The following is a 12,635-nucleotide window of genomic DNA, read 5'->3' as shown; positions in this document are numbered from 1 at the left end:
CTCAGGCGTCGTCTTCGGTGGTCGTCCGGTCGGCCTCGTCGCCGTCGCCCGTGTAGATCTCCGCGCCGTCCTGGACGACCTTCTCCGAGAGCACCGCACACTTGATGCGCATCGGCGTCACCTCGACGCCGAGCATGTCCAAGATGTCATCCCGGTCGAGGGCGTCGACCTCCGCGAGCGTCATGCCCGGGAGTTCCTCCGAGAGCATGCTGGCGGAGGCCTGACTGATCGCGCAGCCGTCGCCGCGGAACGCCACGTGAGCGATCGTTTCGCCGTCGTCGTCGAGGGCAACGTCGAATTCGAGTTCGTCCCCACACGAGGGGTTGTATCCTTCGTGGGTGAACGACGGCTCGGGGAGCTCGCCCTGGTTGCGGGGGTTGCGGTAGTGATCCAGGATCTGCTGTCGGTACATGTCCGAACCCATGCTCATATTGCTTGCTGGTAGGGCAGAACGGCGTAAAAACGTTCCGTGGCGCTGACCGATCAGGGCGCGAAGATCTGGCGGGCTTCGTCGACCGCCGCAACCAGGGCGTCGACCTCGTCGCGGGTGTTGTAGAGGTAGAACGACGCGCGGGCCGACGCCGGGACGCCGAGGGTGTCGTGCAGCGGCTGCGTGCAGTGGTCGCCGGCACGGATCGCCACGCCGTAGTCGTTCAGGATCGAGGACAGATCGTGGGCGTGGATGCCGTCGACGTTGAACGACACGACCGCGCCGCGGTCGTCGCCCGGCGGGCCGTACACGTCGACGTCGTCGGTCATCGTGAGCTGGTCGTAGGCGTACTCGGTGAGCGCCTCCTCGTGGGCTCGGATGGCGTCCATGCCGATGTCCTGGAGGTAGTCGACGGCTTCGGCGAGCGCGATGCCCTGGGCGATGACCGGGGTCCCGGCTTCGAACTTCCAGGGCGGGTCGTTCCAGGTGGCGTCCTCGTAGGAGACGCGCTCGATCATGTCGCCGCCGTAGAGGAACGGCTCCATCTCCGCGAGCAGGTGGCGCTTGCCGTAGAGGCAGCCGATGCCCGTCGGGCCGAGCATCTTGTGTCCGGAGAACGCGTAGAAGTCGGCGTCGATCTCCTGGACGTCGACAGCGCGGGTCGGCGCGGCCTGCGCGCCGTCGACGAAGATGTAGGCGCCGTGGTCGTGGGCGATGTCCGCGAGCTCGCCCACGGGATTGACCGTGCCCAGAGTGTTCGAGATGTGGACGGCGTTCACGAGGGCGGTGTCGTCGGTGATCATGTCCGCGGCGGCGTCCATGTCGAGGTGGCCGTCGTCGGTGATGGGGATGTATTTCACCTCGGCGCCGGTTTCATCGGCGACCTGCTGCCAGGTCACGAGGCTGGCGTGGTGTTCCATCTGCGTGAGCACGACCTCGTCGCCGGGGCCGAGCTCGTTCAGTCCCCACGCGAACGCCACGAGGTTCTCGGCTTCGGTGGTGTTTTTGGTGAACACCATCTCCTCGCGGTCCTCGCCGCCGACGAACGCGGCGAGCTTGTCGTGGGCGTCCTCGTAGGCGACGGAGGCCTCCTGGCTGAGTTCGTGGAGGCCGCGGTGGACGTTCGAGTTGTACCGCCGGTAGTAGTCCGCGATGGCGTCGACGACTGGCTCAGGGGTGTGTGAGGTGGCGGCGTTGTCGAGGTAGACGAGATCCTCGCCGCCCGCGACCTCCCGTTCGAGGATCGGGAAGTCGGCGCGCACGGCCTCGACGTCTATCGGGCCCTGTTCGGTGGCTTCCATTGAAACGGTGTAGGGAGCCGGGCCACTACTGTCCTTCGGTGGGCCGAAATCCGGCCGCGACTGGGGTGCTCAGAACTGCATGAACTGGGCGTGGACCGTGCCCTCCAGTTCGAGCACGTTGGCAGCCTCGACGTGTCCCGCGTCGATGGCGATGCCGACGGCGGTGTCACCGACCACGTTCCCGATGGTGGCGCGAGCCAGCGCCGCCCGGACGGCGTCTGCGTCGGCGGCCTCGCCGTCGTAGAAGGACTCGGTGACGGTGAACTCGGTGCCGCCGTTGTCGTAGGTCTCCCCGAGCACGTCACGGTCGCAGGCCGCAACCAGCAGCCCCCGGTCGGTGTGTCGCTCCCGCATCACCAACGGCGACGGAGTGGTCATCGCTCGTCGACGAGTTCGCGTTCCTGCTGGCTGCGGATCTCGTCGGCCTGCTCGGCGACCTTCGCGGCCTCCTCGTCGCGGCCGAGTGCCTCGAGCGCGCGGGTTTTCTCCTCGTAGACGTCGGCCTGCTGGAAGCCCAGGCGGATCGCGTTGTCCAGGGCGTCGAGCGCCTGCTCGGGGCGGTCGCGCTCGTTCTCGATGAACCCCAGGTTGTACCACGCCTGTGGCAGGCGCTTGTCCACACGGACCGCCTCCTCGGCGTGCTCGTAGGCCTGTTCGTCCTCGCCGAACTCCCAGAGCGCGTACGCCAGGTTGGTGTGGGCGGCCGCCTCGAAGTCCCCGTCGTCGGCGACGAACAGCGCCTCCCGGTGTGCGCCGACGGCGGCGTCCCACTCCTCGAGCTCGCCGTGCGCGATGCCCTTGTTCACCCAGGCCTCCTGTTCGCGGTTGTCGTCGTCGGTGTACTGGGCGGCGCGCTCGAAGGTGTCGACGGCCTGCTCGTTGCGGTTGATGCCCATGTAGCTCAACCCGACGTCGATGAGTTCGTCGGCGTCGACGGCGTCGTTGTCGAGGGTGCGCTCGTCGAGGGTGTCCGCGACCACGCGGCTGTCCACGGGGTCGACCGTGTCGGGGTCGACGTCCAGTTCCGGCGGGTCGAGGTCGAAGCCCGCGTAGGGGTCGTCGAAGCCCGCGCCCTCGGAGAACTCGTGATCGAGGGCGTCGTCGTCGAGCCCGGCGGCGTCTTCGGGCGCGGGCTCGCCGTCGGCGTCCTCGCTGCGGTCTGTCATACGGCGTGGTTGGCGAGCCGCGGGGTTAAGGCCTCCGCACCCGGCCGCGTGCGTGTGAGCCGCCTGCGCGACGCCGGCCGAGCGCACCGACAGAAGAACAACGTTTTAACGACGGCGGTGGTACTCGCGTCCACTATGGGTAAGAAGTCGAAGGCCTCGAAAAAGCGGCTGGCCAAACTGGAGCGCCAGAACAGCCGCGTCCCCGCGTGGGTCATGATGAAGACGAACCGAGACGTCCAGCGCAACCCGAAGCGCCGCAACTGGCGGCGTAACGACACCGACGAATAATGAGCGCCAGCGAATTCGATGACCGCTTCGTAACGGTGCCGCTGCGTGACGTGACGAAGGTGCCGAGTCACGAGCGCGCCGGCGAAGCGATGAACATCATCCGCCAGCACCTCGCAAAGCAGTTCGCCGTCGACGAGGACGCGGTCCGCCTGGACCCCTCGATCAACGACGCCGTCTGGAGCGAGGGCAACAACAACCCGCCCCGGAAGCTCCGTGTGCACGCGGGGAGCTTCGCCGAGGACGGCGAGACAGTCGTGGAAGCCGACTACGAAGGCTGACAAGCTTGCTACGCGCTGCGTTCCGTGGGTCCGCGTATATCGGCGTGTTCGCTCGCGCCACCGAGAGCTGTGTGCTCGTTCGCCCGGACCTCGACGACGACTTCGTCGACTCGATCGCCGACGAGCTGGGTGTGCCCGCCGTACAGACCACCGTCGGCGGGTCCTCGACTGTCGGGTCGCTGGCAGCGGGGAACAGCAGCGGGCTGCTTGTGAGCAACCGGATCCGGGAGCGGGAGCGCGACCGCATCGAGGCCGCCGGCGTCACCGTCGGCGAGCTTCCCGGCGCGGTCAACGCCGCCGGGAACGTCGTTGTCGCCAACGACGACGGCGCGTACGTCCACAGCGGGCTCTCGGACGACGCCGTCGCGGCCGTCGAGGAGACCCTCGACGTGTCAGCGACGCGGGGCCAGCTCGCGGGCGTCGACACCGTGGGCACGGCCGCCGTCGCGACCACTGACGGCGTGCTCTGTCATCCGAAGGCGACGGACGCGGAGCTGGAGCGCATCGAGGAGACGCTGGGCGTGTACGCCGACGTCGGCACCGTGAACTACGGGGCGCCGCTGGTCGGCTCCGGGCTCGTGGCGGCCGACGACGGCTACCTCGTCGGTGACGACACGACGGGGCCGGAGATCGGCCGGATCGAGGACACGCTCGGCTACATCGAGTAAGAACGCCTTCGTTGCCCACCTGTGCGGTCCTCCACGCGGGAGGCCAGACGCCCGATTGACGGCTTTTTCGTGGCTGCGGTGCTCGCTCAGCGGCGTGGCTGGGAAGGGAAGATACTTCCCCCTTGCTGCCGCAGTGAGTGACATGAGTCTTGGAGGCGGCGGTCAACAGCAGCTACAGCAGTTGTCCCAGGAGATTCAAGCAATCGAGGAGGAGGTCGAGGAGCTCGAAGCCGACGTGGCGTCGCTGCGCCAGGAGCAAACGGAGATCGAGGAGGCCAAAGAGGCCCTCGACGTGCTGGAGACGGGCGCGACCGTGCAGGTGCCGCTGGGCGGCGACGCGTACGTTCGTGCCGAGGTCAAGGACATGGACGAGGTCGTTGTGAGCCTCGGCGGCGGGTACGCCGCGGAGCAGGACAGCGACGCCGCGGCGAGCGTGCTCGACGAGAAGAAGGCCACCATCGACGGCCGCATCGACGACGTGCAGGCCGAGATCGATGACCTCAGCGAGGAGGCCGAGCAGCTCGAACAGCAGGCCCAGCAAGCCCAACAGCAGATGATGCAACAGCAGATGCAGGCCCAACAGCAGCCCCAGGACGGCGAGCAGTAAGGTCAGCATGTTCGACGGGTTGAAGGACAAACTCTCGAATTTTCGGGAGGACGCCGAGGAGGTCGCCGAGGAGAACGCCGAAGAGCTTGCCGACCAGCCGGACGACGAGGCGGCGGACACGGAGGCAGCCGCCGCGGACAGCGCCCCCGAAGACGCGCCGGCGACCGCGGATGCCGCGGCACCGGCGACTGAGCCGGCGGGCGAGCAGCCCGACGCCGACGACGAGGAGTCGTCGGCCGGGTTCGTGAGTCGGGCGGCGTCGATGGCTCGCGGCCGCGTCGTCATCGACGAGGCGGATCTGGAGGCGCCGCTTCGCGAACTGGAGTTCGCGCTCCTGGAGAGCGACGTGGAGATGAGCGTCGTGGAGGAGATCCTGGATCAGATCCGGGGGGATCTCGTCGGCGAGGAGCGGAAGTTCACCGAGTCGACGGACACGCTCATCGAGGACGCGCTGCGTGAGGCGCTGTTGTCGGTGATCGACGTGGGGCAGTTCGATCTCGTGGACGAAATCGAGTCCGCATCGAAGCCGGTGACGATCGTGTTCACGGGCGTCAACGGCGTGGGCAAGACCACGACGATCGCGAAGCTGGCGCGGTACCTCGAATCGGAGGGGTTCTCGTCGGTGCTGGCGAACGGCGACACCTACCGTGCGGGGGCGAACCAGCAGATCGAGGAACACGCCGAGGCGCTCGGCGTGAAATGCATCACCCACGAGCAGGGCGGCGATCCGACGGCGGTCGTCTACGACGCCGTGGAGTACGCGGACGCCAACGGCGTGGACGTCGTGTTGGGTGACACCGCGGGCCGGCTGCACACCTCCGACGACTTGATGAGTCAACTGGAGAAGCTCGACCGGGTCGTCGATCCGGACGTCACGGTGTTCGTCGACGAGGCGGTCGCGGGCCAGGACGCCGTGAATCGCGCCCGCGAGTTCGACGAGGCGTCGGCGGTCGACGGCACGATCCTGACGATGGCGGACGCGGACAGCCAGGGCGGGGCCGCGATCTCCGTGTCCCACGTCACCGGGAAGCCGATCCTCTTTTTGGGAACTGGACAGGCGTACGAGGACTTGGAGCCGTTCGATCCGGACGCGCTCGTCGACGACCTGCTGGCTGCGTCCGACGATTAGGGCGCGTCGGCGGCCGGCGGGTCGGCGTCCACGACGACGAACTCCCGGCGCGTGCCGTGGCGGTTGTGGGCGCGGACTTCGCCGGGCTCCCATGGTGGAACCCCAACGAGGAGCTGCGCGTGGAGGTCGTCGGCGAGGGTGACAGTGTGGTCGCCCTTGGGGTGTGAGACGAACCGGCCGGCGGTCTGGCCGGCGGGGGCGGCGAGGTCGACGCCGAACACGCTGGTGAGCGCGTCGCCGGCGCTGGGGAAATAGAAGTCCGACAGCACTGGTGTGTCGGGGTCGAGGGTGTGTGTCTCGTCGCCGGCGTCGAGATCCCGGGCGGGCGTCGCTGCGAGGCGGACGGACACCGAGTCGGGGTCGGCGTCGGCCGCGAGCTCACAGAGCACGGCAACGAGCGCGCGGGTGGCGTAGACGGGTGGCATGCACGCCCATACGCCCGCCGGCGGGTTGAGCGTTCCCCTAGTCGAGGGTGCCAGCTGCCATACGCGGTGGCGCTGCGTGGAACAAGGCTCTTAGGGGGCGGTCGCGTAGTCGCGACCAATCATGGTACTCGACGACCTTGGGAGCTCGCTGCGGGGCACCTTGGACACGCTCCGCGGGAAGTCCCGCATCTCCGAGGAGGACGTCGACAAGGTCGTCAAGGAGATTCAGCGCTCCTTGCTGCAGGCCGACGTCGACGTGGACCTCGTGATGGATCTCTCCGAGTCGATCACGGAGCGGTCGCTTGAGGAGGAGCCGCCGGGCGGAACGAGCGCCCGCGATCACGTGTTGCGCATCGTCTACGAGGAACTCGTCGGGCTCGTGGGTGATTCGACGCCGATCCCCCTGGAGGAGCAGACGATCATGCTGGCGGGCCTGCAGGGGTCGGGGAAGACGACCACGGCCGCGAAGATGGCGTGGTGGTTCTCGAAGAAGGGGCTGCGGCCGGCGATCGTGCAGACGGACACGTTCCGGCCGGGGGCCTACGAGCAGGCCGCGGAGATGGCCGACCGCGCGGAGGTCGATTTCTACGGGGAGCCGGACAGCGACGATCCCGTGCAGATCGCCCGCGACGGGCTTGCAGCGACGGCGGACGCCGACGTGCATATCGTGGACACGGCGGGCCGCCACGCGCTGGAGGACGACCTCATCGCGGAGATCGAGGAGATCGAGGGCGTCGTCGAGCCGGACCGGAGCCTGCTGGTGTTGGACGCCGCGATCGGGCAGGGCGCCAAACAGCAGGCCCGGCAGTTCGACGCGTCGATCGGCATCGACGGGGTTGCGATCACGAAGCTCGACGGAACCGCGAAGGGCGGCGGGTCGCTGACGGCCGTGAACGAGACCGACTCCACCATCGCGTTCCTGGGCTCCGGGGAGACCGTCCAGGACATCGAGCGCTTCGAGCCGGATTCGTTCATCTCGCGGTTGCTGGGGATGGGGGATCTCAAGCAGCTCACCGAGCGCGTGGAGCGTGCGATGGAGGAAACCCAGGACGACGACGAGGACTGGGACCCCGAGGACCTCATGAAGGGGGAGTTCACCCTCCACGACATGCGAAAGCAGATGCAGGCGATGGACAACATGGGGCCACTGGATCAGGTGATGGACATGATCCCCGGCATGGGGGGTGGGTTGATGGACGAGCTCCCCGACGACGCGATGGACGTCACCCAGGAGCGCATGCGGGGCTTCGAGGTCATCATGGATTCGATGACCGAGGCGGAGATGGCCGACCCGCGCTCGGTGGGGGCGTCACAGATCCGGCGCATCGCGCGCGGGTCCGGGCAGCCCGAGGACCGCGTTCGGGAGCTGCTCGACCAGCACAAGATGATGGCGCAGACGATGCAGCAGTTCCAGGGCATGGGTGACGGGGACATGCAGCGCATGATGTCGAAGATGCAACAGCAGGGCGGTGGCGGCGGTGGCGGGTTCGGCGGCATGTTCTGAGGCGGCGTGCGTCCGGGTTTTTATACGCGCGGGCCTCGATTCGGGGAGTATGAGCGTTCGGCGCGTGGCTGCCACCGCCTACCGTGAGGCCGCGCCAGCGCTGGCGGCAAGCGTCCTGGGCGGGCTGTTTGCGGGCGCGGTCCTGGGCGGGATGCGTGCGCAACTGGAGGCCGTCGACGGGCTGCTTGTGGTGGTGCCGGCGTTGCTGGCGACACGGGGGAACGTGTACGCGTCGTTCGGCGCGCGCCTGGCCACCGGCCTCCACCAGGGCATCATCGAGCCACACGTCGCCGCCGGGGACCGGCGACTGCGGGCGGCCGTCGGGGCAGCGATGGGGAACGGCCTGCTTGCGAGCGGGTTCGCGGCCGCCGTCGCGTTCGGCGTGCTGACGGCGCTTGGGCGGCCGGTGGCTGGGCTGGCGACGCTGGTCGGGGTTGCGCTCGTCGCGGGGTTGTTGTCCGGCGTGGCGCTCACGGGCGCGGTGGTAGCGGTCGTGTTCGCGGGGTATCGGCGCGGCTACAACCCGGACACGCTGGTCGGGCCGCTGGTGACGACCACCGGGGACCTGTTCGGGTTGGCGTTCCTAGTGCTTGCGGTGCGGCTGATCGTGGGGGGTGTGTGAGTGCCCCGGACGTGGTCGGTGCGGGCGATCACGCGTGCCACCCTCCCGATCCTGCTCGCGCTGACGGTCGTGGAGGTCGGCAGCGGGCTCGTGCTCGGAACGTTTGAGGCGACGCTGCTGCAGTATCCGTCGCTGCTGGTGTTGGTGCCGGTGACGATCGGGACGGCGGGGAACCTCGGGAGCATTCTGGCGTCCCGGCTGTCGACGGCGTTCCACTTGGGGACGCTGTCGTTCGATCCCGGCGACGACGACCTGGCGGGGAACGTCGTTGCGACCGTGATGCTGGCGATCACGGTGTTCCCCGTGGTGGGCGCTGGCGCGTGGGGGGTGGCAGCGGCCACCGGCAGCGTTCGCCTCCCGGTGGGCGTTGTCATCGCCGTGGCGGCGGTGGCGGGCGCGTCGCTTGCGGTGCTTGCGGTCGCGGTCACGCTGCTGGCGACGTACGCCGCCTACCGGTTCGAACTGGACCCCGACGACGTGGTGATTCCAGTGGTCACGAACACCTGTGACGTGCTGGGTGTGGTCGTGTTGTTCGGCGCGGTCGAGGTGCTCGTGTGAGCGCCGTCAGCAGGTGGCGTGCGTCGCCGAAACCGACACCAGTAACTCCACGAGTCACGAAGCGGGCGGCGTGCAACTGGTGGCGCTGCTGTGGGCGGTCGCACCCCGAGTGGTGGGCGTGGCTGCCGCGATCGCGGTGGGACTGACGCTGGCGAACCTCGCCGTGGCGTTCGGCGCGGTTGATTACGTTGCGCGGTTCGCCACGCCGCTGACCGGTCCCGCGAACCTGCCCGACGAGGTCGGCACCGCGATCCTGGCCACGACCGCGTCCCCGACGGCGGGCTACGGCATGCTCAAGGAGTACCGGGACGCCGGCGTGCTCAGCGATCGGGCGACGCTCGTCGCCATCACCATCAACACGTTCTTCGGCTTCGTGCAACACATCTTCACGTTCTACGCGCCGGTGTTGCTCCCGATTCTGGGGCTCCGCCTGGGGCTGATGTACGTCGGCGCGCGCGCCGCCGTGAGCCTCGGGATCACGGCCGCGGGCGTGCTCGCGGGTGCGGTGGTGTTGTCCGAGGACGACGTCGCGTCGGCGTCGGACGCCGGGGTGACGATGCCGGGTGAGGACGCCGCCGACGAGTCGACGCGGGAGACCGTCGCCGGCGCGGTCACGAAGACCGGTGGGAAGCTGAAAACCCTCGTGCCCCGGTTGGCGGTGGTGTACGCGGCGGTCGTCTTCCTCACCGAGACCTACGACGTGACCGCGTTCACGGCCGCCGCGGAGCCGCTCACGTCGGTGCTCGGGCTGCCCGGGGTCGCGGTGCCGGCGGTCGCGACGTTCGCCGTCGACACCACGACCGGCGCGATCTTCATCGCGCCACACGTCCCCGGGGAGTTCACCGCGGGCGAGGCGGTCGCCACGATGCTCGTCGGGGGGATCGTGTCGTTCGCGGTGTCGACGTTCAAGCGCTCGATCCCGTTCCAGTACGGCATCTGGGGGGCGCGCTTCGGGTCGAAGGTCATCGCCGTCAACATCGCCGCAAAAGTGGTGTTCATCTCGGCCGCGATCGCCGTGTTGCTCGTGTGACCGCGGTCAGGGGTCCTCGAGGGGCTCGCCGCCGTCGGTGGGGGGTGCGAGGTGGTCGATGAACTGTTGGACGGCCGGCTCGGCGACCGTGACCTCGACGTGGAGGTCGCCGAGCTCGTCGGGGTTCCCGACGGCGAAGTTGACCGTGCCGTTGAACGCCGCCTGCTTTTTGAGGTCGAAGCTGAACCCGGCGTCCGTCTGGGAGGCCTGGAACTGTTCGCGCGCCGTGTCGAGGATGCGCTGGTCGAACAGCTGCTCGCGGAACGACGCCGTCGTGTCAGTCTCGGCGACCGCACGGTCGTCCTCGACGGTGACCGTGGCGTCGGGGAACAGCCGGAGGATGGCGTCGGCCACACGGTCGTCGGGTTCGGTGGGGTAGACGGGCGCGGTCACGCGGACGGTCACGTCAGTGGTGTCAGTCATGGTTGTCGGGCACCTCAGTGTGGGGTGTGTCGGCGGCGAGCAGGTCTCGGACCGCGTCGTGGAACGCGTCGAGGCTGTCGGTGTTCTCGATGCGGACGTCGGCCAGGTCGATGGCGTCGTCCATTCCGAAGCCGCGTTCGCGGTCCTCGCGGGCGTCGAGGGGTTCGCCGTCGGTGTCGCCGGGTCGGTCGCGGTTCTCGATGCGGGCTTTGCGTAACTCTCGGGGGGCGGAGACGTGCACGAGCGTGAAGTCGTCGCCGAACGCGTCGCGGAACGTGGTCACTTCCACGTCCGAGCGGATCCCGTCGACGAGGACCGTCGTGGCGTCGGTGAGGTGGTCCTCGATGATGGGGAGTGACTGGTGGGCGATCGCGCCCGGGCCGTGTTCGTCGCGGAGCGCTTGCGCGATGCGGCCGTGGTGTTGGGCGGGATCCAGGCCCCGGTCGCGACACTCCTGCCGGATCACGTCACCCATGACGAGCACGGGGATGCCGGCGTTGGCGGCCACCGTCGCGGCCTCGCTTTTCCCGGAGCCCGGCATGCCCACGGTCCCGATGACTCTCATTGGTAGACTGCAAGCGACCCCGCCACGTGTGTGCTTCGGTGTGGCTGCCGGGCGTGTGAGCCGTGGCTGTCATCCAGTCGATTTTTACGCCACCCGGTGGTACTGCCGGATGCGGGCGCGTAGCTCAGTCCGGACAGAGCGTTCGGCTTCTAACCGAAATGTCGGGGGTTCGAATCCCCTCGTGCCCGTGGCGTCGGCTGGCGGCGGGGCGTGGCACTGAGACCGAGCACCGCCAGCGGCGGTTACATGAGCTGCGTGACTTCCTGGAAGTCGGTGCGACAGAACGGGCAGCGATAGCTCGTTTCAAAGCCGGCGGTCTGTGCGACCGTCCGGGTTTCGAGTTCGTGCATCGCGATGGAGCGACCGCAGTCCGGACAATCGAGCTTAGGCACGGATAATTGATATATTCCCAAACATATTAAAATCAATGATGTCAAATGATACCATAGAACACGGCTATGGCAGTCGGCCACCGTGCAAGCCGGACGACATCGGAACCGGCCTCGGGGGACCGCCCGCTTACGCGTCGAAGCCGTCCTCGAAGACGAACGTCCCGTTGCGCTGGACGATCTCGCCGTCGACCTCGATGAACGAGTCCTCGCTCATGTCAACGATCATGTCGACGTGTTTCGCGGAGTCGTTTTGCTCGACGCCCTCGCCGACCGTCTCGGGGTACGCGCGCCCGAGGGCCATGTGGACGGTGTCGCCCATCTTCTCGTCGAACAGCATGTTGTACGTGAACCGGTCGATGTCCCGGTTCATCCCGATCCCCAGCTCGCCCAGCCGCCGCGCGCCGTCGTCGGTGTCCAGGATGGCCGCGAGCACGTCCTCGTTTTGCTCGGCGCTGAACGACACGACTTCGCCGTCCTCGAAGGTCAGCGCTGCGCCCTGGATCTCGCGGGCCTGATGGTACACCGGCTTGTCGAAGACGACCTCCCCCTCCACGGAGTCCGGAACGGGTGCGGTGAACACCTCGCCGGCGGGCAGGTTGTTCGACCCGCAGTCGTTCAGCGTCGTCATGTCCGCGACGCTCATCGTGACGTCGGTGGTGTCCCCGGAGACGATGCGGACTTCCTCGGCGGGGTTCAGGATGTCCACCATCTGCTGTTGGTGGTCCTCGACGGCGTCCCAGTCTTTGTTCACGGCGTCGTAGACGAAGTCCTCGTAGGCGGCCGTCGACATGCCCGCGAGTTGGGCGTCGGCCGGGGCGGGGTACTGGGTGAGACACCACTTCGTCGACAGCCGGGCGTTGAGCACGTCGCGGTGGGCTTCCGCGAACGCCGCCCCCAGCTCCGTGGACACGTCGCTCTGCTCGGTGACGTTGCGGTGTGGTCGGCCCACGACGGCGGCGTCGGCGTGCTCGTAGAGCTGCAGGAGGTGTTCGGGCGTGGAGAGGTCCTCGGCGTCGATCGCCTGGAGGTACGCGCGCGCCGCGCGGTCCGTGCCGATACCGCGGTCACCACGGGCGAGCATCACGGGGTTCGCGCCGACTTCACCGATCTTCTCGTAGAGGGCGACGCGGAGGTCCTCGGCGACCGGCGGCAGGCTCACCACGACGTTCTCGTCGGGCTGCAGGTCGATGCATCGGTCGACGATGACCGCTGCGTGCTGGCGGATGCGTGAATCCATGCTGTCACGTGG

18 protein-coding genes and 1 tRNA gene are annotated in these 12,635 nt (G+C 68.3%); 10 read left to right on the top strand and 9 right to left on the bottom strand.

The annotated features are described in order from the left end of the window. Position 1: 1 nt before the first annotated feature. The 4 genes from JT689_RS11420 to JT689_RS11405 all read right to left on the bottom strand — a co-directional run bounded on the left by JT689_RS11420 (position 2) and on the right by JT689_RS11405 (position 2,897). Positions 2-430, bottom strand: a complete 429-nt coding sequence (locus tag JT689_RS11420; protein WP_010903848.1) for an iron-sulfur cluster assembly scaffold protein — start codon at positions 428-430, stop codon at positions 2-4. A 53-nt stretch (positions 431-483) separates the two neighbouring features. After that, positions 484-1,731 (bottom strand): cysteine desulfurase, encoded by a 1,248-nt coding sequence (locus JT689_RS11415; RefSeq protein ID WP_010903847.1) that lies wholly within the window; start codon positions 1,729-1,731, stop codon positions 484-486. Between the two features lie 69 nt (positions 1,732-1,800). Next, positions 1,801-2,109, bottom strand: a complete 309-nt coding sequence (locus tag JT689_RS11410) for a DUF424 family protein (protein WP_010903846.1) — start codon at positions 2,107-2,109, stop codon at positions 1,801-1,803. Then, entirely contained in the window at positions 2,106-2,897 is a 792-nt protein-coding gene (locus JT689_RS11405; RefSeq protein WP_010903845.1) for a tetratricopeptide repeat protein, read from the bottom strand. Before JT689_RS11405 ends, JT689_RS11410 begins: the two co-directional genes overlap by 4 nt. Positions 2,898-3,032: 135 nt before the next feature. Here JT689_RS11405 and JT689_RS11400 point away from each other — a divergent pair, with 135 nt between their 5' ends. The 5 genes from JT689_RS11400 (at position 3,033) to ftsY (ending at position 5,867) form a co-directional block, all read left to right on the top strand. After that, complete coding sequence (locus JT689_RS11400) at positions 3,033-3,185, top strand: 50S ribosomal protein L39e (protein WP_010903844.1); 153 nt, start codon at positions 3,033-3,035, stop codon at positions 3,183-3,185. Beyond that, positions 3,185-3,463 carry a 50S ribosomal protein L31e gene (locus JT689_RS11395; RefSeq protein WP_010903843.1) on the top strand — a complete coding sequence of 93 codons (279 nt, stop codon included), beginning with the start codon at positions 3,185-3,187 and terminating at the stop codon, positions 3,461-3,463. The genes JT689_RS11400 and JT689_RS11395 overlap by 1 nt, the downstream gene beginning before the upstream one ends. Positions 3,464-3,468: 5 nt before the next feature. Then, positions 3,469-4,131 carry a translation initiation factor IF-6 gene (locus JT689_RS11390; RefSeq protein WP_010903842.1) on the top strand — a complete coding sequence of 221 codons (663 nt, stop codon included), beginning with the start codon at positions 3,469-3,471 and terminating at the stop codon, positions 4,129-4,131. Positions 4,132-4,273: 142 nt separating this feature from the next. After that, positions 4,274-4,738, top strand: a complete 465-nt coding sequence (gene pfdA / locus JT689_RS11385; protein ID WP_205251264.1) for a prefoldin subunit alpha — start codon at positions 4,274-4,276, stop codon at positions 4,736-4,738. Positions 4,739-4,745: 7 nt separating this feature from the next. Further along, positions 4,746-5,867, top strand: a complete 1,122-nt coding sequence (ftsY, locus tag JT689_RS11380; protein ID WP_205251263.1) for a signal recognition particle-docking protein FtsY — start codon at positions 4,746-4,748, stop codon at positions 5,865-5,867. On the opposite strand, the gene JT689_RS11375 is transcribed toward ftsY, so the two are convergent. Next, the gene (locus JT689_RS11375; RefSeq protein WP_010903839.1) at positions 5,864-6,292 is read right to left on the bottom strand and encodes a hypothetical protein; all 429 of its coding nucleotides are present in this window, start codon (positions 6,290-6,292) and stop codon (positions 5,864-5,866) included. The genes ftsY and JT689_RS11375 overlap by 4 nt on opposite strands. A gap of 121 nt (positions 6,293-6,413) precedes the next feature. Between JT689_RS11375 and JT689_RS11370 the strand changes: the two genes are divergently transcribed. The 4 genes from JT689_RS11370 to JT689_RS11355 all read left to right on the top strand — a co-directional run bounded on the left by JT689_RS11370 (position 6,414) and on the right by JT689_RS11355 (position 10,006). Beyond that, positions 6,414-7,796 (top strand): signal recognition particle protein Srp54, encoded by a 1,383-nt coding sequence (locus JT689_RS11370; protein WP_010903838.1) that lies wholly within the window; start codon positions 6,414-6,416, stop codon positions 7,794-7,796. Positions 7,797-7,845: 49 nt separating this feature from the next. Further along, positions 7,846-8,418, top strand: a complete 573-nt coding sequence (locus JT689_RS11365) for a magnesium transporter (RefSeq protein WP_010903837.1) — start codon at positions 7,846-7,848, stop codon at positions 8,416-8,418. Then, entirely contained in the window at positions 8,419-8,976 is a 558-nt protein-coding gene (locus JT689_RS11360; RefSeq protein ID WP_010903836.1) for a magnesium transporter, read from the top strand. A 70-nt stretch (positions 8,977-9,046) separates the two neighbouring features. Then, positions 9,047-10,006, top strand: coding sequence for a hypothetical protein (locus JT689_RS11355; protein WP_012289510.1), 960 nt, complete (start codon positions 9,047-9,049; stop codon positions 10,004-10,006). 6 nt (positions 10,007-10,012) lie between these two features. Here the strand turns inward: JT689_RS11355 and JT689_RS11350 are convergent, their stop codons facing one another. Together JT689_RS11350 and JT689_RS11345 are read right to left on the bottom strand one after the other, a co-directional pair. Further along, the gene (locus JT689_RS11350) at positions 10,013-10,429 is read right to left on the bottom strand and encodes an RNA-binding domain-containing protein (protein ID WP_010903834.1); all 417 of its coding nucleotides are present in this window, start codon (positions 10,427-10,429) and stop codon (positions 10,013-10,015) included. Further along, complete coding sequence (locus tag JT689_RS11345; RefSeq protein ID WP_205251262.1) at positions 10,422-10,994, bottom strand: AAA family ATPase; 573 nt, start codon at positions 10,992-10,994, stop codon at positions 10,422-10,424. Before JT689_RS11345 ends, JT689_RS11350 begins: the two co-directional genes overlap by 8 nt. A 113-nt stretch (positions 10,995-11,107) precedes the next feature. Between JT689_RS11345 and JT689_RS11340 the strand changes: the two genes are divergently transcribed. Next, a tRNA-Arg gene (locus JT689_RS11340) sits at positions 11,108-11,182 on the top strand. A gap of 54 nt (positions 11,183-11,236) precedes the next feature. Here JT689_RS11340 and JT689_RS11335 read toward each other — a convergent pair. Together JT689_RS11335 and JT689_RS11330 are read right to left on the bottom strand one after the other, a co-directional pair. After that, positions 11,237-11,386, bottom strand: coding sequence for a hypothetical protein (locus JT689_RS11335; RefSeq protein WP_157849923.1), 150 nt, complete (start codon positions 11,384-11,386; stop codon positions 11,237-11,239). A gap of 127 nt (positions 11,387-11,513) precedes the next feature. Beyond that, a complete protein-coding gene (locus JT689_RS11330; RefSeq protein WP_010903831.1) occupies positions 11,514-12,623 on the bottom strand; it encodes an aminopeptidase in 1,110 nt (369 codons plus the stop codon). Positions 12,624-12,635: the final 12 nt, after the last annotated feature.

It is taken from the genome of Halobacterium sp. GSL-19 (assembly GCF_016917855.1).
Lineage (GTDB): Archaea > Halobacteriota > Halobacteria > Halobacteriales > Halobacteriaceae > Halobacterium > Halobacterium salinarum.
Note: the sequence above shows the minus strand (reverse complement) of the source record. Positions and strands in the feature narration are given on the sequence as shown.

Excerpts from the sequence above, each read along its gene's own strand:
- JT689_RS11420 (WP_010903848.1), bottom strand. The coding sequence starts at position 430 with ATGAGCATGGGTTCGGACATGTACCGACAGCAGATCCTGGATCACTAC.
- JT689_RS11415 (WP_010903847.1), bottom strand. The coding sequence starts at position 1,731 with ATGGAAGCCACCGAACAGGGCCCGATAGACGTCGAGGCCGTGCGCGCC.
- JT689_RS11410 (WP_010903846.1), bottom strand. The coding sequence starts at position 2,109 with ATGACCACTCCGTCGCCGTTGGTGATGCGGGAGCGACACACCGACCGG.
- JT689_RS11405 (WP_010903845.1), bottom strand. The coding sequence starts at position 2,897 with ATGACAGACCGCAGCGAGGACGCCGACGGCGAGCCCGCGCCCGAAGAC.
- JT689_RS11400 (WP_010903844.1), top strand. The coding sequence starts at position 3,033 with ATGGGTAAGAAGTCGAAGGCCTCGAAAAAGCGGCTGGCCAAACTGGAG.
- JT689_RS11395 (WP_010903843.1), top strand. The coding sequence starts at position 3,185 with ATGAGCGCCAGCGAATTCGATGACCGCTTCGTAACGGTGCCGCTGCGT.
- pfdA (WP_205251264.1), top strand. The coding sequence starts at position 4,274 with ATGAGTCTTGGAGGCGGCGGTCAACAGCAGCTACAGCAGTTGTCCCAG.
- ftsY (WP_205251263.1), top strand. The coding sequence starts at position 4,746 with ATGTTCGACGGGTTGAAGGACAAACTCTCGAATTTTCGGGAGGACGCC.
- JT689_RS11375 (WP_010903839.1), bottom strand. The coding sequence starts at position 6,292 with ATGCCACCCGTCTACGCCACCCGCGCGCTCGTTGCCGTGCTCTGTGAG.
- JT689_RS11370 (WP_010903838.1), top strand. The coding sequence starts at position 6,414 with ATGGTACTCGACGACCTTGGGAGCTCGCTGCGGGGCACCTTGGACACG.
- JT689_RS11365 (WP_010903837.1), top strand. The coding sequence starts at position 7,846 with ATGAGCGTTCGGCGCGTGGCTGCCACCGCCTACCGTGAGGCCGCGCCA.
- JT689_RS11350 (WP_010903834.1), bottom strand. The coding sequence starts at position 10,429 with ATGACTGACACCACTGACGTGACCGTCCGCGTGACCGCGCCCGTCTAC.
- JT689_RS11345 (WP_205251262.1), bottom strand. The coding sequence starts at position 10,994 with ATGAGAGTCATCGGGACCGTGGGCATGCCGGGCTCCGGGAAAAGCGAG.
- JT689_RS11330 (WP_010903831.1), bottom strand. The coding sequence starts at position 12,623 with ATGGATTCACGCATCCGCCAGCACGCAGCGGTCATCGTCGACCGATGC.